Origin of the sequence: Bradyrhizobium sp. CCGB01 (genome assembly GCF_024199795.1) — a bacterium.
Lineage (GTDB): Bacteria > Pseudomonadota > Alphaproteobacteria > Rhizobiales > Xanthobacteraceae > Bradyrhizobium.
Genome location: NZ_JANADK010000001.1, coordinates 4,845,864 through 4,865,151, shown reverse-complemented (window position 1 = coordinate 4,865,151; position 19,288 = coordinate 4,845,864). Strand labels below are relative to the sequence as shown.

Below are 19,288 nucleotides of genomic sequence, written 5' to 3'. Positions count from 1 at the left end.
CAGCCATTGTATCCAAACCGAAGCTACGGCTAGTCTGGCGGGAAGTTTTCGCGACCCGTGGCGATCGTTGATGCCGTGGGCCGCGACAGAAGCTGACCGATGGGAGGATTGCATGCGCAGATTTCTGCTGATCGCAGGCCTGTTTGCGCTCGCCGTCGGGCTGCTCTGGATCGGACAGGGCACGGGCACCGTCCCCTGGCCGCGGTCGAGCTTCATGATCGACCAGTTGCAATGGGCCGGCTATGGCGCAGCCATGGCCGGCCTCGGGCTGGTCCTGATCTGGCAGAGCAACCAATAGAAGAAACCAGGGAATACGAATATGACATCCAACCGGTTCGATCTCCGCGGCAAAGTCGCGATCGTCACAGGGGGCAATGGCGGCATCGGGCTTGGCCTCGCCCACGGGCTCGCCGACGCCGGCGCCGATATCGCCGTGGTCGGACGCAATGAAGCCAAGTCGGCTGCCGCCGTCGCCGACCTCAAGGCGCGCGGCGTCAAGGCGATTGCCGTCACCACCGACGTCACCGACAAGGCGGCGGTCGCGGCCATGATCGACCGCGTGGTGAAGGAGCTCGGCCGTATCGACATCCTCATCAACAATGCCGGCATGAGCATCCGAAAGCCGCCGCACGAGCTCGAGCTCGACGAATGGAACAAGGTGATCGACACCAACCTCACCAGCGCCTTCGTGTGCTCGAAGCTGGCCTATCCGGCACTGAAGGCGTCGGGCAACGGCAAGGTGATCAATATCGGCTCGATGATGTCGATCTTCGGCGCGAGCTTCGCGACGGCCTATGCCGCCAGCAAGGGCGGCATCGTGCAGTACACCCGCGCCTGCGCCAATGCCTGGGCACCCGACAACATCCAGGTCAACGCCATCCTGCCGGGCTGGATCGACACCGATCTCACGCGCGGCGCGCGGCAGCAGGTGTCCGGCCTGCACGAGCGCGTGCTGGCGCGCACGCCCGCGGGACGCTGGGGCGACATCGACGACTTCGCCGGCATCGCCGTGTTCCTCGCCTCGCCCGCCTCGAACTTCGTCACGGGCACTGCAATCCCCGTCGACGGCGGGTTCTCGGTGATGGCCTGAAGGCCGTCCTGCACGCAGAAAGCTTGCACGCAAAAAAGAAGCCCCGGCGATGCCGGGGCTTTCAAATTTGGGTAGTGATCGTCTTCTACAGCTGCTTAGTCGTTCGTTGGCGTCTCAGTAGCGGGCGATGACCGGCGCGTCGAACTTGTAGCTCGCGCGCACGACGGCCCACTGGATGTCACGCGGCTTGGCATCGAAGGTGTAATTCCCCGAGGTGCCGCCGAGCTGATAGGTCTGGCTGCCGAAGGCCGCGTAGTTGTATTCGAGACCGACGATCCAGTTGCGGGTGATGCCGTATTCCCAGCCGGCGCCGACGGTCCAGCCGTTGGCCCAGTGGGTCTGACCGCCGCTGCCCGTCGACGGGGCGACCGTGTCGCTGACGTTGAGACGGTTGTTCACGCCGGCATAGCCGCCCTTGATGTAGAACAGGTTGTTCTGCACGGCGAAGCCGGCGCGACCGACGACGGTCGCGAGCACGTTGGCGCGCCAGGTGAAGATATCGTCAGCGGCGCCGAAGGCGGTGTTCACGACCGTGCCCTTGTTGTCGAGGCCGGAGATCGTGCCTTCCATGCCGAACACGTAGTTGTTGGCCTGCCAATTGTAGCCGATCTGGGCGCCGCCCATGATGCCGGCGCCACGCTGGCGATAGCCCTGGCCCGGAACGAGATCGCCGAACAGCGCGCCGGTCCCGTTGTTGATGAACTGCTCGTTGGTCCATGCGCCACCGATGTGACCGCCGACATAGAAACCGGTCCAGTTGAACAGCGGCTCGACATAAGCGGGCGCCTTCGTGTAGCGCGCACCGAGATCGGCGGCGGAGGCAGCGCCGGTCGAAACCAGAGCGGTCGTGCAGGCGAAGGCAGCAATCAATTTGTTACGCATGGTACACCCCGTGTCCTTTGATGGGTGCACGCTCACACGCAGGTCTTACTCAAATTTGAATCAAGAAAGTTAAGACGCCGGATTGGCAATCGGTGCGCTGTGAATCCGTCTGCGCTGTTGCACGCGCGCAACGCGCCACGCGCGATTTAACGCGGCATTATCCCTATTGAATTGCTCCGTTACGATCCGGGCGCTGCCTTGGACTGCACGTGCTCGGGCCGCACGCCGATTGCAAGCAGGCGCGCCGGAATGCCCTGGAGCCATGGCAGCGCGGTGATCAGGCGCACGATCAGCGGCACCTTCAGCGGCCGTTCGCCGGCCTGCAAGGCGCCGCTGATGATGTTGTTCTGCACGATCACCTGCATGCGCTGCGTCATCCTCACCGGAAACTCGCGCCGGCGGCGCACAGCATCGAGCTCGTCGTCGGAGGGGCAGCCGTGCCGAAGCTTGTCCGCCAGCAGATTGGCGGTCGCGACCGCATCCTGCACGGCGAGATTGACGCCGACGCCGCCGACCGGCGACATCGCATGCGCGGCATCGCCGATGCAAAGCAGGCCCGGCCGCGTCCAGTGCGTCAGGCGGTTGATCGCGACGGTCAGCAGCTTGAAATCGTCAAGACTCTTCACGTCGGCAAGGCCGTTTCTGAGCACTGGCGCCATGCGTACGACGTCGTCGAGCAGCGCCGGCAATCCCCTCGCCTTCACCGCCCCGTACTGTCCCTTGGCGATGACATAGGCGCATTGCCAGTAATCGCCGCGGTCGAAGGTGACCATCATCTTTCCGGGCTCGACGCGCGCGAACAGGTTCTCGGTCTCGTCCGCCCTGCGGCCGACACGGAACCACAACACGTCCATCGGCGCGCCGATCTCCTCGACCTTGAGGTCGGCGCGCTCGCGCACGGTCGAATGCCGGCCGTCGCAGGCAACGGTGAGATCGGCTTCGATGTCGATCGGCCCGTCCGGCGTCATCGCACGCACGCCGGCGATGGTCTCGCCGCGGCGGATCAGATCGACGGCTTCCGTGTTCATCATCACCTTGAGCGAGGGAAAACGCTGGCCGGCCTCGCGCAGGAAATTCAGGAAGTCCCATTGCGGCATGAAGGCGATGAACGGGTACTTGGTATGGAGCCTTCTGAGATCGGCGATGCGCACATGGGTGCCGCCAAACAGGCCGTCCATCGTCTGCAAGCGTTGATGCGGCAGCTTCAAGAAGGCGTCGATCAGGCCGAGCTCGTCCATCACCTGGAGCGTCGAGGGATGCACCGTGTCGCCGCGGAAGTCCCGGAAGAAGTCCGCATGCTTCTCCAGCACCACGACATCGATGCCGGCACGTCCGAGGAGATAACCCAGCATCATGCCGGCCGGCCCGCCGCCGACAATGCAACACCGGGCTCTCACGGAGTGACGCACGGCGTGCTGCGGCGTATCTGAATCCGACATCAGCTCCTCGCTTACAACTTTAGTCCCTTGTGCGGTGCAACAAGCCGGATTTGGTTTGCCGCATTGCCGAATGGCCGGTAGCGTTGCTGATGATTTCGATTGATTTCAGGATGAACTAGTGTTGCACACCATACTGATCCTGCTTGGCATTTGGCTGCTGATCAACGTACTTTTTGTCGTGATCATGCTGCCGCCGCGCAAGCCGCGGAAGTCGGATCCGCACGATTCCGGAACACTCGCGCCGGTGCGGATCGACCAGAACGGCTATCCGTTCGAGGAGCAGGAGAAGTTCCTGCTTCGCCACGTCATCATCTCGATCGCCATGGGGACGTTCTTCTCGCTGGCGCCCCCCTTGATGGAGGCAATCGACTCCATCAAGCGCTTCATCGGAAAGCGTCGCGGCGAGTGAAGTTCCTCGCGGGAACTGAACTCGCCGCCCCATGCATCAACGGAATGCAGACCGCTCAATTGTTGCTGCGGTTCACCGTCCGAAAACTCTTGATCTCCGACACGCTGCCGTCGCGATAAGTCAGTTCTACCGAGACGAACTGCGTGGCCGGGGCGAGCTTCATGTAGAGCGGCATGCCGGCCGAGATCGCGCTGGGGTCGCGCATATCGCAGCCCGGCATCTTCAGCACCTGGTTGGGCACCGCGGAGTCGATGCCGATGCGCACCTCGCGGATCGCGCAGCGATACGAGACGAGGTGCGTGTAGTAGACCAGCAGCCCGTTGAACTCGCGGAATGACAGCCAGCTCGTCGCCGTCATGTCGAGGATCTTGCGCTGGTCGCGGATCAGCGCGGCCTCGGGATCGAACCTGATCGGGAATGGCCCCTGCATGTCACCGGACTGGTCGACATAACGAACCTCGATCGTGCCGGCCTGCGCGTCAGGCGGCAGCTCGATCGACGGGTTCGGCATCCGCTTGCGGGTGCGCGGATCGAGCGTGTCGATGAAACCAGTCTCGCGGAAATCGCCCTTGCCGGCCATGCGCCAGGAGATACCAAGCGTCGGGTCGGCGAAGGAGAACACCACGCTCCAGCCGCCATTGTGGCGCGAGAAGCTCGCGATCGGCGCGTTGGTGGTTTCTTCCTTGGGCACACGCGGCACCGACACCGGCGGCAGCGCCGCGAGCTGCTGCGGCGCCGGTTCGGCCGGGCGCGCAGCCGTGTCCTTGGCAATGCCGCTCAAGAAAACGTCGTCGACCATCTGGTCGAAATAGACCGGCACCTGCCGGTGCTTGACGGTGTCGGCCATCTCGCTGACGAGACGGCGGGTGCGCTGCGCCACCTGCACGAGGTTCTCGCCGGGCTGGAGCAGTTCCTTGGCGAAGGTGCGCGTGAACACCGAATTGGGATTGGCGTCGTCGTTGGAGAGGCGATCAAGCGCGGTCTGGCGCGGACCTGCGGAAAACACCGAGAAAACGCCTTCGGGCAGCTGCATCATCGGCGCGAGCCCGCCGCCGCCGGCGACCGCGCGGGTGCCTTTGCGCTCGAACGGATTGTTGCGGCAGGCGTCGAACACCAGGATCGACGTGCGCGCCTTCTTGTTCTGAAGGCGCTCGACGATGCGGTCGGCCAGGATCGACGCGTCGCGCACCAGCTCTTCCTGCCCTTCCGTCGCCGCCGGGACGTCGGTCGGCAGGAGGTAGTTCTGGCCCGCGATCTCGAAGCCGTGGCCGGCGTAGAAGAAGAATGCGGTGTCGCCGGGCTCGATCGCCCTGTCGAAGGCGAGCAGCGTCTCGGAGAATTGCTGCCGGCTCTGGTTCTCGGCGACCATCACCGAGAAGCCGAGCTGCTTCAGCGTATCGCCCATGGTGCGGGCGTCGTTGACCGCCTTGAGCAGTTTAGGAACGTTCCTGTAGTCGTTGTTGCCGACGACGAGGGCAACGCGCTTCTCGGCTTGCGCGGGAAGCGCGAAGCCGCTGAGTCCCACCGCAAGGCCAAGGGCCGCCAGAATTCTGAAAAGCCGACGCGTCATCGCAAGATTCCCGTTGCAGAATGGCCATTCGCCGGTTCCCTCGAACAGTCGTTCATTGGCCCCCCTGGCGCTGATGTGATAGTCGGCCCAGCCATATCGACGGTTCAACGGCCTTGCAGTCCCGGTTCCGTCGTCTGGACTATGGCAGATTCCGCTGGAATCTGCTTTTTCTTGGACCCTGGGCAATTGCGCCGCAAGCGGGGGCTGCCGTGTATCGCTGGTGTACCGACGAGGTCGAGCCGCATGACCGCTTCGACTATTGGCGCGAGGTCCGCGCCAAGGGTCTGTTCGGCGTCACAGCGGAACTCGAGCGCGAGCGGCGCGGCGATTTCTACGGCGAATTCTCGCTGCGCCAGCTCGGCGGCGCCGGCCTCGTCGAACTGAAGGCTTCGCACTACACGGTCGAGCGCAGCACGTCCGACATCGCCTACGCACCAGGTGACAGCATCTGCGTCTACCAGCAACTCGGCAGCGGCGGCTGGTTCGGCGGCATGCGCGCAAGCGACTTCGCGATCGCCAATGGCAGCTTTGCCACCAGCCACACCGACCAGCCCTACCGCACCGCCCCGCTCGGCGCAGGGGGCTTCCACCTGCGCATCCTGAAGATCCCCGTGAGCGGCCTGACAACGCAGGACAAGCGCCTGCACGAGCTTGCGCCCCGGACGTTCGACGATCCCGGCCTGGCGCCCCTGCTCGGCGCCTGCTTCGCCGATCTCGGCGAGGCCGCCGCTAACGATGACGGCGCCCTTGATGCGACTTCGCTGGTCCAGGCCCTCGCCCATCTGGCCCTGATCGAGCGCGGCATCGTGCGGCCCGGCAGCCGTCTGGGGCAGGCCGCGCTGCGGACCGCCCGGCTCTCGCAGGCGCGGCGCCTGATCGCACGCCACCTCCAAGACCCCGGTCTGGCGCCGACGATGGTGGCCGACCTGCTCGGCGTGTCCGTGCGTCACCTGCACATGCTGTTCGAGACCGCGGCGAAGAGTTTTTCGCAGACCGTGACGGAGGAACGCCTGAAGCAGAGCCGCCGCCTGATGCGCGAGGCGCCGGACCGGCTCATCGCCGACATCGCAGCCTCCTGCGGCTTCGAGAGCCTGGCGACCTATTACCGGGTCTTCAACGCCGCCTACGGGATGGCCCCCGGCGACTTCCGGGCCCAGGGCCCAGAACGGCGCTAGCCGTCCCTCCGGCGGGATGTCACCGGCCAACGGACGAGGCGGAAAAGCCGAGCCGGACCCGCTATTTGGGCAAAAACCTCAGGTTTTTTAGGGCCTTCCCGCGCCCGCTCCATTGACTTTGGCCGATTCCTGCCTATGTTCCGGGTCGACGCGGCTCAGATCGAAGACCGATTCCTGAGCCTGGCGCTTTGTTCGCGTGAGTCAGCACCCCCAGCTTCTTTGAGAGCGCGCCGTTTCGGGGTGGAACGCGACAGCCTTAATTACCCTCGATTCCGAACGGCGGTTTCGACCAGAGGCTCAATGTCCTTTTCAAATCTCGGACTGTCCGAAAAAGTCCTCGCCGCAGTGGCGGCCACCGGTTACACAAACCCCACCCCCATTCAGGAACAGGCGATCCCCCACGTCCTCGCACGCAAGGACGTGCTCGGCATCGCCCAGACCGGCACCGGCAAGACCGCGGCCTTCGTGCTGCCGATGCTCACCATTCTCGAGAAGGGCAGAGCCCGGGCGCGCATGCCGCGCACGCTGATCCTCGAGCCGACCCGCGAGCTCGCGGCGCAGGTGAAGGAAAACTTCGACCGCTACGGCGCCGGCCAGAAGCTCAACGTCGCGCTGCTGATCGGCGGCGTTTCCTTCGGCGACCAGGATGCCAAGCTGACGCGCGGCGTCGACGTGCTGATCGCCACCCCCGGCCGCCTGCTCGACCACACCGAGCGCGGCGGCCTCCTGCTCACCGGCGTCGAGCTGCTGGTCATCGACGAAGCCGACCGCATGCTGGACATGGGCTTCATTCCCGACATCGAGCGCGTCTGCAAGCTCGTCCCGTTCACCCGGCAGACCCTGTTCTTCACCGCGACCATGCCGCCGGAAATCCGGCGCATCACCGAGACCTTCCTGCATAATCCGCAGAAGGTCGAGGTCTCCAAGCCCGCCACCACCGCCGTGACCGTCACGCAGTCACAGGTGCCCGCGGGGCGCGAGGCGCATGAGAAGCGCGAATTGCTTCGCCGCCTGCTGCGCGAGGCCAAGGATCTCAAGAACGCGATCATCTTCTGCAATCGCAAGCGCGAGGTCGCGATCGTTCACAAATCGCTCCAGAAGCACGGCTTCAGCGTCGGCGCGCTGCACGGCGACATGGACCAGCCGGCCCGCATGGCGGCGCTCGAACAATTCCGCAAGGGTGAGCTGCCGCTGCTGGTCGCCTCCGACGTCGCCGCCCGCGGCCTCGACATTCCCGAAGTCAGCCACGTCTTCAATTTCGACGTCCCCCATCATCCGGACGACTATGTCCATCGCGTCGGCCGCACCGGCCGTGCCGGCCGCACCGGTACCGCGATCTCGATCGTCACGCCGCTCGACCAGAAGTCGATGGTCGCGATCGAGAAGCTGATCGGCCAGAGCATTCCGCGCGCCGAGGGCGATTACGCGATCCACACTGAGGCCGGCGATGCGACCGAGCGCCCGCGCGAGCAGCGCGGCCGGGAGCGTTCGCGCGGCGGACGCGGCAAGCCGCAGCGCGGCGGTCGCGACCGTGAGCGCAGCCACGAGCCGCGCGAGGCCCGTGGCGAGGCGAGACATGCTTCTGAAGCACGCCCCGCAGCCGAGGCGAAGCCCGCACGCGAGGCGAGGCCTCCGCGTGAAGCCAGGCAAGCATCCGAGCCGCGTCATGGCTCGCGCCAGCAGGCCAATGCATCGCATGTCCCGTCGATCGGCCGCCCCGAACCGCGTCGCCAGCGCGAGGTCGATACCGAGCCCGGCGATCACTCGCACCTTCCGGCGTTTCTGCTCCGGCCAGTGCGTTCTCCCGCCGGCGCCTGACGCGCCGGCGCACGTCAGGTCCGGTTGAGTAGAGCCGCTTCACACTTTTTCTGATGCATTCGCGAACGTCTGTTTACACGGCGTTCACGATCGTCCGTTAGCCTACGAACATAATTTAAGCATTGCTGCGGTCGACGGCGCATCGACCGCTGTGGGGTATGTTCCGTGGTCAAGGTGCTCGACGAACACGAACGCACGATGGCGTTCGCCGAAGTGGCTCTCGGTCAGATCCGTTCGCTTCGACAGACTGCAATTCCCCGCAATTACGAGATCTGGTACGTCTACGCCACTGGCTACAACGCACCGCTCAACAAGATCATCAACGAGACTCTGGCGCGCCACGGCAAGCTGACCGAAGGCGATCTCGAGCAGATCTACGAGACCTATCTTTCCCACATCAAGACCACCGACCGCATCGACAAGGTCGGCGCACGCGTCATCGGCGAGATCGACGACGTGATGAAGGTGCTGAGCGAAGCGCTCGGTGTGACCGGCTCCTACGATGCCAGCCTGTCGGGCGCGACCGAGAAACTGTCGTCGGCCAAGAGCCGCGACCAGATCAAGTCGATCGTCGAGACGCTGCTGCGTTCGACCAGCGAGATGCGCGAGACCAACAAGGCGCTCGAAGACCGGCTGACGCTGTCCAGGAACGAGATCAGCAATCTCCAGCAGAGCCTGGAGGCGATCCGCGCCGAGAGCCTGACCGATCCGCTTACGGGGCTTGGCAATCGCAAATATTTCGACCGCATGATCGGCATGGCCGTGCAGAGCGCGCTCGCCTCGGGCGAGCCGCTGTCCCTGCTGCTGTTCGACATCGATCATTTCAAGTCGTTCAACGATTCCTACGGCCACCTCACCGGCGACCAGGTCCTGCGCCTGGTCGGCCTGTCCATGAAGCAAACCATCAAGGGACAGGACATCACCGCGCGCTATGGCGGCGAGGAGTTCGCGGTCCTGCTGCCCAACACGGCGCTACGCCAGGCGCTTACCGTGGCCGATCACATCCGCCGCGCCGTGATGGCGAAGGAATTGAAGAAGAAATCGACCGGCGAGATCCTTGGCCGCGTCACCATCTCCGTCGGCGTTTCGATGTTGAAGCCGGGCGACGACACCGACGCGCTGATCGAACGCGCGGATGCCTGCCTCTATGCCGCCAAGCGCAACGGCCGCAACCGCGTGATCTGCGAGGCCGATCCGGAATTCGCCATCGAGTCGCACAGCCGGGTGGCGTAGCTTTTCACCGACTGCCGTAGGATGGGCAAAGGCGCATAGCGCCGTGCCCACGAATACTTCCGGTGAGTCAAAGTTCGTTGGTGGGCACGCTCCGCTTTGCCCACCCTACGGCACCGCAGCTTGACATTCTGCCGTGGCGGACAACATCCGACACGACAATATTGGCCGCCTGCCCCCTGCAAAGGACGTCGTCGTCGTGCCCAACAACCCCCACGACTTTCACACACCGCAACCGTCCTACACCAGGGACGAACTGCTGAGATCGAGCGAGGGCGGCTATTTCGGGCCGGGCAATGCGCAATTGCCGGCGCCCCCGATGCTGATGATGGACCGCATCACTGAGATCAGCTTGGACGGCGGCGAGTTCGGCAAGGGCCATATCGTCGGCGAGCTCGACATCGCGCCCGGACACTGGTTCTTCGATTGCCTTTATCGCGGCGACCCGATGATGCCGGCGTCTCTGGGGCTCGACGCCATGTGGCAGGTGATCGGCTATTGGCTCGGCTGGTCGGGCTCACCGGGCAAGGGCCGCGCCATCGGTGTCGGCGAGGTCGAGGTCACGGGATCCATCACACCGGACATGCGGCGCGTACGCTACGAGGTCGCCATGCGCCAGGTCCGGCGCGGCAAGCTGGTGCTCGGAATTGCCGACGGTCGCGTGCTTGCCGATGATGTGTGCGTCTTCGTGGCCAAGGACATGAGAGTTGGCCTGACCAAGGCCGTGGATTGAAGGGCCGTAGGCCGGGCAAAGGCGCGTAGCGCCGTGCCCAACATCTCTCCACACGACGACCTTAACGGTGGGCACGCTTCGCTTTGCCCACCCTGCGAACCTTCTTCTTGACTGCTTTCTTGACCGGCCGCTTCTTGGCGACAGGCTTCTTCCGCTCCGCCTTCTTCGCCGCCGCTTTCTTGCCCTTGGGCCGTTTCTTCACCTTGGCGCGCTGGGCTGCGGCGAGGGCCGCCCTCGCCCATTGCGCAAGCTCCTCGGAATCGTCGAACAGCCGCGCCGGCAGCTCCCAGTAAGAGTTCACCAGCACGGTCTTGGCGCGGGTCGAATACTGGAACGGCTTTGAGCCTTCGGCTTCAAAGTCCGGGATGGTCGCCTCATCGGCACGGAAGAACAGGCCGGCGCGCAAGGCGAGCGCGAAGTTGACGCCGTCGACGGAGATACCGTGGCCGGAGAACATCTTGCGGATGGTGACGGGGCCGAAATCGGCGAACAGGTCAATCAGGAATTCGCGGTCCATGGCCCAACTCTCTCCCAGTGTCGTCCCTGCGAAAGCAGGGACCCATAGCCACAGAGAGAAGTTTAGCGAAGACTGTTCGTCGTACCAGCGTCGGTACGAAAACCGCCCATCATCGCGAGATCACGCGGTATGGGTCCCTGCGCCCCGTGCGCAATTGCGCACTAGGCAGGGACGACAGCGGTGTGAGTGGCAAGAGCCAAGCTTACCCGTCGATCTTGGCGGGGCGCAGCTCGACCGACTCGCCGCAGCCGCAGGCAGAGATCTGGTTGGGGTTGTTGAAGACGAACTGGGCCTGCATCTTGTCGGCCTTGTAGTCCATCTCGGTGCCGAGCAGGAACAGCACGGCCTTGGGATCGACCAGGATCTTGACGCCCTTGTCCTCGACGACCTCGTCGGTCGGGCGGACATCGTGGGCGTATTCGACCGTGTAGGACTGGCCGGCGCAGCCGCCGTTTTTCACGCCGACGCGCAAGCCCACGATCTCGGAGTCCGCGCGCTGCGTCAGCTCGCTGATGCGCTGCGCTGCGGCATCCGTCAGCCGCATCACCTGCGGGCGGGGGCGCCGGGGCTTTGGTGTCGAAGCTGGTGTCGCCTGGGTCATGTTATTTATGTGGTCCGTTGCGGAGCGAATTCAATGCGAGCTGAGACCGTCACCACATGTTGAGCACGAGGCGGGCCTCGTCGCTCATGCGCTCGGGCGACCACGGCGGCTCCCAGACGACCTTGACGTCGACCACGCCGACGCCGGGGACGCTGGCGACCGCGTTCTCGACCATGGTCGGCAGCTCGCCGGCGGCCGGGCAGTTCGGCGTCGTCAGCGTCATCTGGACGTCGACCGAACGGTCGTCCTTGATCTCGACCTTGTAGATCAGGCCGAGCTCGTAAATGTCGGCCGGAATTTCCGGATCGAACACGGTCTTGAGCCCCGCAATGATCTCGGTGGTGAGACGCTCGGTCTCCTCAGGCGGCAGCGCCGACTGGGTCTCCATCGGATTGGCTTTGATTTCGGCCGTGTCACTCATGCGAACAAATCCCGCGCCTTCAAGAGCGCCTGTGCCAGATGATCGACTTCTTCCCGCGTATTATACATGCCGAACGAGGCCCGGCAGGTGGCCGTCACGTTGAACCGCTCTAAAAGCGGCATCACGCAATGGGTGCCGGCGCGCACCGCGATGCCCTGGCGGTCGATCACGGTGGCGACGTCATGGGCGTGGGCGCCCTTGAGCTCGAAGGAGATCACCGGGCCCTTGCCGCGGGCCGTGCCGATCAGCCGCAGCGAGTTGATCTCGCGCAGCTTCTCCTGGGCGTAGGCCGTGAGATCGGCCTCGTGCGCGGCGATGCGCTCCTTACCGATCGAATTGACGTAGTCGATGGCAGCTCCCAGGCCCACGGCCTCGACGATCGCGGGCGTGCCCGCCTCGAATTTGTGCGGGGGATCGCCATAGGTGACGACGTCGCGCGAGACCTCGCGGATCATCTCGCCGCCGCCGTTATAGGGGCGCATCGCGACGAGGTGGTCGTACTTGGCCCAGAGGATGCCGATGCCGGTCGGCCCGTAGACCTTGTGGCCGGTGAAGACATAGAAATCGCAGCCGAGATCCTGGACGTCGACAGGCAGATGCACCGCACCCTGGCTGCCGTCGACCAGCACGGGGATGCCGCGCGCATGGGCGATCTTCACGACGTCCTTGACCGGAACGATGGTTCCGAGCGCGTTCGACATCTGCGTGATCGCGACCAGCTTGGTCTTCGGCGTCAGCAGCTTCTCGAATTCATCGACGAGGAAGTTGCCCTCGTCGTCGACCGGCGCCCATTTGATCACCGCGCCATGACGTTCCCTGAGGAAATGCCAGGGCACGATGTTGGAGTGGTGCTCCATGATCGAGATGACGATCTCGTCGCCCGCCTTGATGTTCGGTTCGCCCCAGGACGATGCGACCAGATTGATCGCCTCCGTCGCGTTGCGGGTGAAGATCACTTCCTCAGTGCGGGGCGCGTTGATGAACTGCGCCACCTTGGTGCGACCGCCCTCATAGGCTTCGGTCGCGGCATTGGCGAGGTAATGCAGGCCGCGATGCACATTGGCGTATTCGCTCGTATAGGCCTGCGTCATGCGGTCGAGCACGACTTGCGGCTTCTGCGCGGACGCGGCGTTGTCGAGATACACCAGCGGCTTGCCGTAGACCTGCATCGCGAGCGCCGGAAAGTCCTGGCGCACGCGGGCCACGTCATAGGCCCCGTTCTTGACCGCCGGATGCGTGCTCATGACCGACGCTCCAGCCAGCGCTCGGCAATGCCGATCACATGCTCGCGCAAGCCGTCATCGGCGATCTGCTCGATCGCCTCGCCGACGAAGGCCTGGATCAGCAGCGCCTGAGCCTGCTTCTCCGGCAGACCGCGCGCCTTCAGATAGAACAGGAGGCTGTCGTCGAGCGCACCGGCGGTGGCACCGTGGCCGCAGGAGACGTCGTCGGCGAAGATCTCGAGCTCCGGCTTGTTGTCGGCCTCGGCTTCGTCCGAGAGCAGCAAGGCTCGGGTCATCATCTTGCCGTCGGTCTTCTGGGCATCGGGACGGACGATGATGCGGCCCTGGAACACCGAATGGGCGCGGTCGTCGATCACGGCGCGGAACACCTCGCGGCTGACGCAGTTCGGCACGGCATGATCGACCACCAGCGTGGTGTCGCCATGCTCGGTTTTCTGCAGCAGGTTCACGCCGTTGGCGGAGAGCTCGCTGCCCTCCCCTGCCAGCGTGATGAAGCCCTGCAGACGGCTCACGGCTGCGCCCGTGGTCATGTTGAAGAAATTGAACTTCACGTTGGCGCCGACGGTGACGAACTGCGAGGTCACGTTCACCGCATCAGGCGCATCGTCCAGCAGGCGAATATGCGCGACGTCGGCATCATCGCCGACCGTCACGATCACGGCGTCGTTGACCTGGTAGGCCGTGGCACCGGCCGCAACGAAGCTCTCGACGATAGTGGCGCGAGCGCCCTTCCCGATCGCGACCTGCGAACGGGTGAAGGCCGACGCGGAAGCAGCGGTCGCGATGTGGATGATCTGGATCGGCGCGGACAGCTGCGCGCCATCGGCGATATCAAGCACGACACCGTCGGTCGCCATCGCGGCATTGAGTGCGATCACGGCATCGGTGGCTGCGGTCTTCAGGAGACCGGCATCCTTTTCCAGCGTCTCCCGCGACGCCTTGAAGCCAACGTCAGAGGCCAACGCCTTGACGTCGGAGAGATCGGCCGCGAATACGCCGTCGACCAGCACCAGCTTGCGAGCGCCGGCGATCGCATTCGCCTTCACGGCGTCCGCGGCGCGCTTCAGGGCAGCCGCATCGGGTGCGGCTGCCAGCGGCAGCACCTCGCCGACCAGCGCGCGCAGGTCGGTGTATTTCCATTCCTCGATCCGGCGGTGCGGCAGGCCGAGACGCTCATAGCTCTCGAACGCCTCGCGGCGCGCCGCGATCACGGAAGGCGAACCCGGCAGGCGGCCCTCGGCGCTGGCGAACAGATCGCTCACCGCGCGGCCATTTCCGGTCTTTGCCACAGCAACGTTCATCGCAAAATTCCTTACGCGGCATCCTCGAACTGGGCATAGCCGGACGCTTCCAGTTCCAGCGCCAGATCCTTGCCGCCGCTCTTCACGACACGGCCCTTCGACATCACGTGCACGAAATCGGGCACGATGTAGTTGAGCAGCCGCTGATAGTGGGTGATCACGACCATCGCGCGCCCCGGCGAGCGCAGCGCATTGACGCCGTCGGCCGCGATGCGCAACGCGTCGATGTCGAGGCCGGAATCCATCTCGTCGAGGATGCACAGGCTCGGCTCGAACAGCGCCATCTGCAGCACCTCGTTGCGCTTCTTCTCGCCGCCGGAAAAGCCGACATTGACGCCGCGCTTGAGCATGTCCTGCGGGATGTTCAGCGACTTCGAGACCTCACGGACCTTCTTCAGGAAGTCCGGGGTCGAATATTCGCTCTCGCCGCGGGCCTTGCGCTGCGCGTTCAGCGCGGTGCGCAGGAAGGTCATGGTGGCCACGCCGGGAATCTCGACCGGGTACTGGAACGCCAGAAACACGCCCTTGGCGGCGCGCTCGTCGGGATCCATCTCCAGAAGATCCTCGCCCTTGAACAGGATCTGGCCGTCAGTGACCTCATAGCCGGGCTTGCCGGCGATGACGTGGGAGAGCGTCGACTTGCCGGAGCCGTTCGGCCCCATGATCGCGTGCACCTCGCCCTCGTTCACGGTCAGCGTCAGCCCGTGGAGGATCTCACGCTCCTCGACACGAACCTTGAGGTCTTTCACTTCAAGCAAAGCCATCTTGGTGTCCAGTCTATTCAAAATGATGCATGGAGCGCCGTAGCGCACCGCTAGGGGTCGGCGATCAGCCGACCGACCCTTCAAGCGAGATCGAGATCAGCTTCTGCGCTTCCACCGCGAATTCCATCGGCAGCTGCTGAAGCACGTCCTTGACGAAGCCGTTGACGACGAGGCCGACCGCCTCCTCCTGCGAAAGACCGCGCTGGATGCAGTAGAACAGCACGTCTTCGGAGATCTTCGAGGTCGTCGCCTCGTGCTCGAACGTCGCCGAGGAGTTCTTGGCTTCGATGTACGGCACGGTGTGCGCGCCGCATTTGTCGCCGATCAACAAGGAATCACAGGCCGTGAAGTTGCGCGCGCCGGTCGCTTTCCGATGCGCGGTAACGAGGCCGCGATAGGTGTTCTGCGACTTGCCGGCGGCGATGCCCTTGGAGATGATCCGGCTCGACGTGTTCTTGCCGAGGTGAATCATCTTGGTGCCCGAGTCGACCTGCTGGAAGCCGTTCGAGATCGCGATCGAGTAGAACTCGCCGCTCGAATTGTCACCGCGCAGGATGCAGCTCGGATATTTCCAGGTGATCGCCGAACCGGTCTCGACCTGGGTCCAGGAGATCTTGGAACGGTCGCCGCGGCAGTCGCCACGCTTGGTGACGAAGTTGTAGATGCCGCCCTTGCCTTCCGAGTTGCCGGGATACCAGTTCTGCACCGTCGAATATTTGATCTCGGCGTCGTCATGCGCGACGAGCTCGACGACGGCGGCGTGAAGCTGGTTCTCGTCGCGCTGCGGCGCGGTGCAGCCTTCGAGATAGGAGACGTAGGACCCCTTGTCCGCGATGATCAGCGTGCGCTCGAACTGGCCGGTGTTGCGCTCGTTGATGCGGAAATAGGTCGACAGCTCCATCGGGCAGCGCACGCCCGGCGGCACGTAGACGAACGAGCCGTCCGAGAATACCGCCGAGTTCAGCGTCGCGTAGAAATTGTCCGAGGTCGGAACCACCGATCCCAGATATTTCTGCACCAGCTCGGGATGCTCGCGGATCGCCTCCGAGATCGGCATGAAGATCACGCCGGCCTTCTTCAGCTCCGCCTTGAAGGTGGTCGCAACCGAAACCGAGTCGAAGACCGCATCGACCGCGATCTTGCGGCGGGCCGGGTCTTCCTCGCCGGGCTTAGGCTCGACGCCTTCGAGCATGGCGACTTCCCGCAAGGGGATGCCGAGCTTCTCGTAGGTCTTGAGAATCTCCGGATCGATCTCGTCAAGCGAGGTGACCGTCTTCTTCGGCTTCGGCGCCGCGTAGTAATAGAGGTCCTGGAAGTCGATCTTGGGATAATCGACGCGCGCCCAGGTCGGCTCGGTCATGGTCAGCCAGCGCCGATAGGCCTCAAGCCGCCACTGGAGCATCCAGGCGGGCTCGTTCTTCTTCTGCGAGATGAATTTTACGATCTCTTCCGACAGCCCCTTGGGGGCCTTCTCGGAGTCGATCAGGGTCTCAAACCCATAACGATACTGGTCGACGTCGATGCGCTTCACGCGCTCGACCGTCTCTTGTACGGCTGGCATTCCATCCTCCGCTCGCGGTTTCAAGGACCGCGGTGGATCAAACTCAAACGACTATTACGATGTTTTTCTGCGGAAAGCACGTGCTTAGAACCGTTCAAGCCGTGTTTCGTCGCTTAGCCTCTAAGTAGGGTATTACCAAGCTTTCGCCAAGCCTCTAACGCCCTATTGATATCATCTGGTTCCGTGGACCAGCCCAGACTGAGACGCACCGCTCCCTGAGCAATGGTGGCATCATACCCCATAGCCGACAGCACGTGGGACGGCTGGACCTTGCCGGAGGAACAGGCGGAACCTGAGGAGACGGCGACGCCTTCCAGGTCGAAGCCGATCACGGCGGTCTCTGCCTTCAGGCCCGGCGCCGTGAACAGGACCGTGTTGGGCAACCGCTTCACGTCGTCCGCGAAGACCGTCCCGCCCGCAATGGCGCGAATGCCATTTTCCAAGCGATCCCTGAGGGTCGCCATGCGCTCCGCATCCTCCGGCAGAGCCTGAAGCGCCACTTTCACAGCGGCGCCGAATCCGGCGATGCCCGCGACATTCTCGGTTCCGGCGCGGCGGTTCAGCTCCTGCCCGCCGCCCCGCAGCACTGGCTCCAGTCCGGCAATTCCCTCGGCCACGACCAGTGCGCCGATGCCCTTGGGACCGCCGATCTTGTGTGCAGAAAAGGTCGCAAGGTCCGCGCCTATAACCTTAATATCGAACGGGATTTTCCCCAGCGCCTGGATCGCATCGACGTGCAGGAGGCCCCCCGCCTCGTGGACGATCCCTGCAGCTTCCGCGACCGGCTGAATTGCGCCTGTCTCGTTGTTGGCGGCCATGATGGAAACCAGGGCCGGCGGGCCGTCGCCGAGCCGCGCGTTCAAGTGGTCGAGGTCGATGACGCCGGCGCGTGTGACCCGGATCTGGCTGATCTTGTCGGCCGGGAACCGGCCGCCTGACAGCACCGACGCATGCTCCACTGACGAAACCAGAAGCCGCTCAACCGGGCCGCCGGACCGGCCCCGCAGGCCCGGCGACAGCGCCAGCGCGTTGGCCTCGGTGCCCGCGGAGGTGAAGACGACGTTGCGCGGCAGCGCGCCCACGGCCGCCGAAAGCGTGGCCCGGGCGTCCTCGACCAGCCGGCGCGCCTCGCGCCCCTCGGCATGAACCGAGGACGGATTGCCGATCAGATCGTAAGCGGCCAGCATCGCTGCGCGCGCCTCGGTGCGCAGCGGCGTGGTCGCATTCCAGTCGAGATAGACACGGCTCGGCATGGCGCCCTCTTAGCACCTTTTGCCATCGCGCCAATCGGCAGCCGCCGCACATCAGGCCGGCTGTTGCTGCGCGATCCCGGCGACGGAACGGGGCACCGTCCGCAGCCCGAACAGCGGACGCAGCCAGACGACGCGCCGCGCGATCTCGTAACTGACCACACAGGTCAGCGCGGTGCCTGATATCACGACGGCGGCCTCGCTTCCGGCAGAAAGCCCGCTGCCCCGCAGTGCGTGCGCGATCATGATGATCGCGGTCTGATGCACGATGTAATAGGGAAAGATCGCATCGGTCAGATAGCGGCGCACCGGGCCATCGGCCGTCAAATGGCGTCGCGCAAAACCGAGGACCGCGGCCATCGCGACCCATTGGTAGCAGCCATAGGCGGAGCCGGCGAACCATCGCAGCATCGGCGACCGCGGGAACAAGCCGGCATAAATGAGGATGAAGGCGGCGAAGCAAGCGGCTGCAATCATCAGCGCCATCCAACGTTGCCGCTCGATGCCGCGCCAGATCCCGTCCTCGCGTGCAAGCAGGAAGCCGATCAGGAACGCGGTCGCATAGTCCGCGTGGTTGTACCAGTCGCCGAACAGCGCATGCGTCGACGGGAAGATCGGCGACAGGAACAGCCGCCAGGCTGCAAACAGCAGGCACGGCAGCACCAGCAGCCACGGCCCGGCGAGCGCGGCCGCCAACCTCTCGCCGATCCAGTCCGCGGCCGCCGGCCACAGGGACAGCACGCCAACCAAGGCCATGGTGTAGACCCAGAGATAGACGATGAACCAGAGATGGTTCCAGGTCGGCTGCACGATGCAGGGCTTCGGACAGAACTGCGAGCTGAACGCCAGATAGTGCTGCAGGTAGAAGTCGGCAAAACCTGCGGGATAGCCGAGGCTCTCGACGATCTGGAGGTACGACTGCGGCGGCACGATCACGAGCATGCCGAAGATCAGCGGGATCAGCAGCCGCGCGGACCGGGCGCGCGCGAAGGCGGCGAGCCGGTACTTGCCCAGAAACTTGCCCAGCATGAAGCGGCTGGCGACCCCGGAGACCAGGAACAGCAGCGACAGCCGCCACGGATTGAGCACCAGCATCACCGGCTCCAGCCAGGTCAGCCGGTGCTCGCTCTTGATGTGAAATCCCCAGGACACGTAGAGCATGCCGACGTGGTAGAAGATCAGGAGCCCGAAGGCTAAAATCCGCACCCAGTCCAGATCGATGCGTCGTTCCGAGGTCGAAATTTGCTGCGGTGCTGACATGGTTCTCTGCTCCTTGACGGGAC

19 protein-coding genes are annotated in these 19,288 nt (G+C 64.4%); 7 read left to right on the top strand and 12 right to left on the bottom strand.

The features are described 5' to 3' along the window. Positions 1 to 112: 112 nt before the first annotated feature. On the top strand, positions 113 to 298 hold the full coding sequence (locus NLM25_RS22335) for a hypothetical protein (RefSeq protein WP_254138408.1): 186 nt from the start codon (positions 113 to 115) through the stop codon (positions 296 to 298). A gap of 21 nt (positions 299 to 319) precedes the next feature. Next, complete coding sequence (locus NLM25_RS22330) at positions 320 to 1,090, top strand: SDR family NAD(P)-dependent oxidoreductase (RefSeq protein WP_254119079.1); 771 nt, start codon at positions 320 to 322, stop codon at positions 1,088 to 1,090. 114 nt (positions 1,091 to 1,204) lie between these two features. Here the strand turns inward: NLM25_RS22330 and NLM25_RS22325 are convergent, their stop codons facing one another. Both NLM25_RS22325 and NLM25_RS22320 read right to left on the bottom strand, forming a co-directional pair. Next, positions 1,205 to 1,972, bottom strand: a complete 768-nt coding sequence (locus NLM25_RS22325) for an outer membrane protein (RefSeq protein ID WP_254119077.1) — start codon at positions 1,970 to 1,972, stop codon at positions 1,205 to 1,207. Between the two features lie 179 nt (positions 1,973 to 2,151). Next, positions 2,152 to 3,411 (bottom strand): FAD-dependent oxidoreductase, encoded by a 1,260-nt coding sequence (locus NLM25_RS22320; RefSeq protein ID WP_254138407.1) that lies wholly within the window; start codon positions 3,409 to 3,411, stop codon positions 2,152 to 2,154. A 121-nt stretch (positions 3,412 to 3,532) separates the two neighbouring features. Between NLM25_RS22320 and NLM25_RS22315 the strand changes: the two genes are divergently transcribed. Continuing rightward, positions 3,533 to 3,820 (top strand): hypothetical protein, encoded by a 288-nt coding sequence (locus tag NLM25_RS22315; RefSeq protein ID WP_254124310.1) that lies wholly within the window; start codon positions 3,533 to 3,535, stop codon positions 3,818 to 3,820. Between the two features lie 55 nt (positions 3,821 to 3,875). On the opposite strand, the gene NLM25_RS22310 is transcribed toward NLM25_RS22315, so the two are convergent. Next, a complete protein-coding gene (locus NLM25_RS22310; RefSeq protein WP_254138406.1) occupies positions 3,876 to 5,390 on the bottom strand; it encodes a caspase family protein in 1,515 nt (504 codons plus the stop codon). A gap of 209 nt (positions 5,391 to 5,599) precedes the next feature. On the opposite strand from NLM25_RS22310, the gene NLM25_RS22305 reads away from it, so the two are divergent. From NLM25_RS22305 to fabA, 4 genes are all read left to right on the top strand, one after another. Then, positions 5,600 to 6,565 (top strand): AraC family transcriptional regulator, encoded by a 966-nt coding sequence (locus NLM25_RS22305; RefSeq protein WP_254138405.1) that lies wholly within the window; start codon positions 5,600 to 5,602, stop codon positions 6,563 to 6,565. Positions 6,566 to 6,865: 300 nt separating this feature from the next. After that, positions 6,866 to 8,383: a DEAD/DEAH box helicase gene (locus NLM25_RS22300; RefSeq protein WP_254138404.1), complete on the top strand. Its 1,518-nt coding sequence runs from the start codon at positions 6,866 to 6,868 to the stop codon at positions 8,381 to 8,383. 165 nt (positions 8,384 to 8,548) lie between these two features. Continuing rightward, positions 8,549 to 9,616, top strand: coding sequence for a GGDEF domain-containing protein (locus NLM25_RS22295; RefSeq protein WP_254138403.1), 1,068 nt, complete (start codon positions 8,549 to 8,551; stop codon positions 9,614 to 9,616). Positions 9,617 to 9,812: 196 nt separating this feature from the next. Beyond that, entirely contained in the window at positions 9,813 to 10,346 is a 534-nt protein-coding gene (gene fabA / locus NLM25_RS22290) for a bifunctional 3-hydroxydecanoyl-ACP dehydratase/trans-2-decenoyl-ACP isomerase (protein ID WP_254141240.1), read from the top strand. 61 nt (positions 10,347 to 10,407) lie between these two features. On the opposite strand, the gene NLM25_RS22285 is transcribed toward fabA, so the two are convergent. From NLM25_RS22285 to NLM25_RS22245, 9 genes are all read right to left on the bottom strand, one after another. Next, entirely contained in the window at positions 10,408 to 10,863 is a 456-nt protein-coding gene (locus NLM25_RS22285; protein ID WP_254138402.1) for a TfoX/Sxy family protein, read from the bottom strand. 202 nt (positions 10,864 to 11,065) lie between these two features. After that, the gene (locus tag NLM25_RS22280; protein ID WP_195798296.1) at positions 11,066 to 11,464 is read right to left on the bottom strand and encodes an iron-sulfur cluster assembly accessory protein; all 399 of its coding nucleotides are present in this window, start codon (positions 11,462 to 11,464) and stop codon (positions 11,066 to 11,068) included. Between the two features lie 49 nt (positions 11,465 to 11,513). Next, a complete protein-coding gene (locus NLM25_RS22275; protein ID WP_008558582.1) occupies positions 11,514 to 11,885 on the bottom strand; it encodes an SUF system Fe-S cluster assembly protein in 372 nt (123 codons plus the stop codon). Beyond that, positions 11,882 to 13,129 carry a cysteine desulfurase gene (locus NLM25_RS22270; protein WP_254138401.1) on the bottom strand — a complete coding sequence of 416 codons (1,248 nt, stop codon included), beginning with the start codon at positions 13,127 to 13,129 and terminating at the stop codon, positions 11,882 to 11,884. Before NLM25_RS22270 ends, NLM25_RS22275 begins: the two co-directional genes overlap by 4 nt. Next, complete coding sequence (sufD, locus tag NLM25_RS22265; protein ID WP_254138400.1) at positions 13,126 to 14,430, bottom strand: Fe-S cluster assembly protein SufD; 1,305 nt, start codon at positions 14,428 to 14,430, stop codon at positions 13,126 to 13,128. Before sufD ends, NLM25_RS22270 begins: the two co-directional genes overlap by 4 nt. A gap of 11 nt (positions 14,431 to 14,441) precedes the next feature. Beyond that, entirely contained in the window at positions 14,442 to 15,194 is a 753-nt protein-coding gene (gene sufC, locus NLM25_RS22260) for a Fe-S cluster assembly ATPase SufC (RefSeq protein WP_018641709.1), read from the bottom strand. A gap of 64 nt (positions 15,195 to 15,258) precedes the next feature. Continuing rightward, on the bottom strand, positions 15,259 to 16,755 hold the full coding sequence (gene sufB / locus NLM25_RS22255; protein WP_028144823.1) for a Fe-S cluster assembly protein SufB: 1,497 nt from the start codon (positions 16,753 to 16,755) through the stop codon (positions 15,259 to 15,261). A gap of 113 nt (positions 16,756 to 16,868) precedes the next feature. Further along, positions 16,869 to 18,008 carry a cysteine desulfurase family protein gene (locus NLM25_RS22250; RefSeq protein ID WP_254138399.1) on the bottom strand — a complete coding sequence of 380 codons (1,140 nt, stop codon included), beginning with the start codon at positions 18,006 to 18,008 and terminating at the stop codon, positions 16,869 to 16,871. 51 nt (positions 18,009 to 18,059) lie between these two features. Then, entirely contained in the window at positions 18,060 to 19,265 is a 1,206-nt protein-coding gene (locus NLM25_RS22245; protein ID WP_254138398.1) for an acyltransferase family protein, read from the bottom strand. Between the last annotated feature and the right edge of the window lie 23 nt (positions 19,266 to 19,288).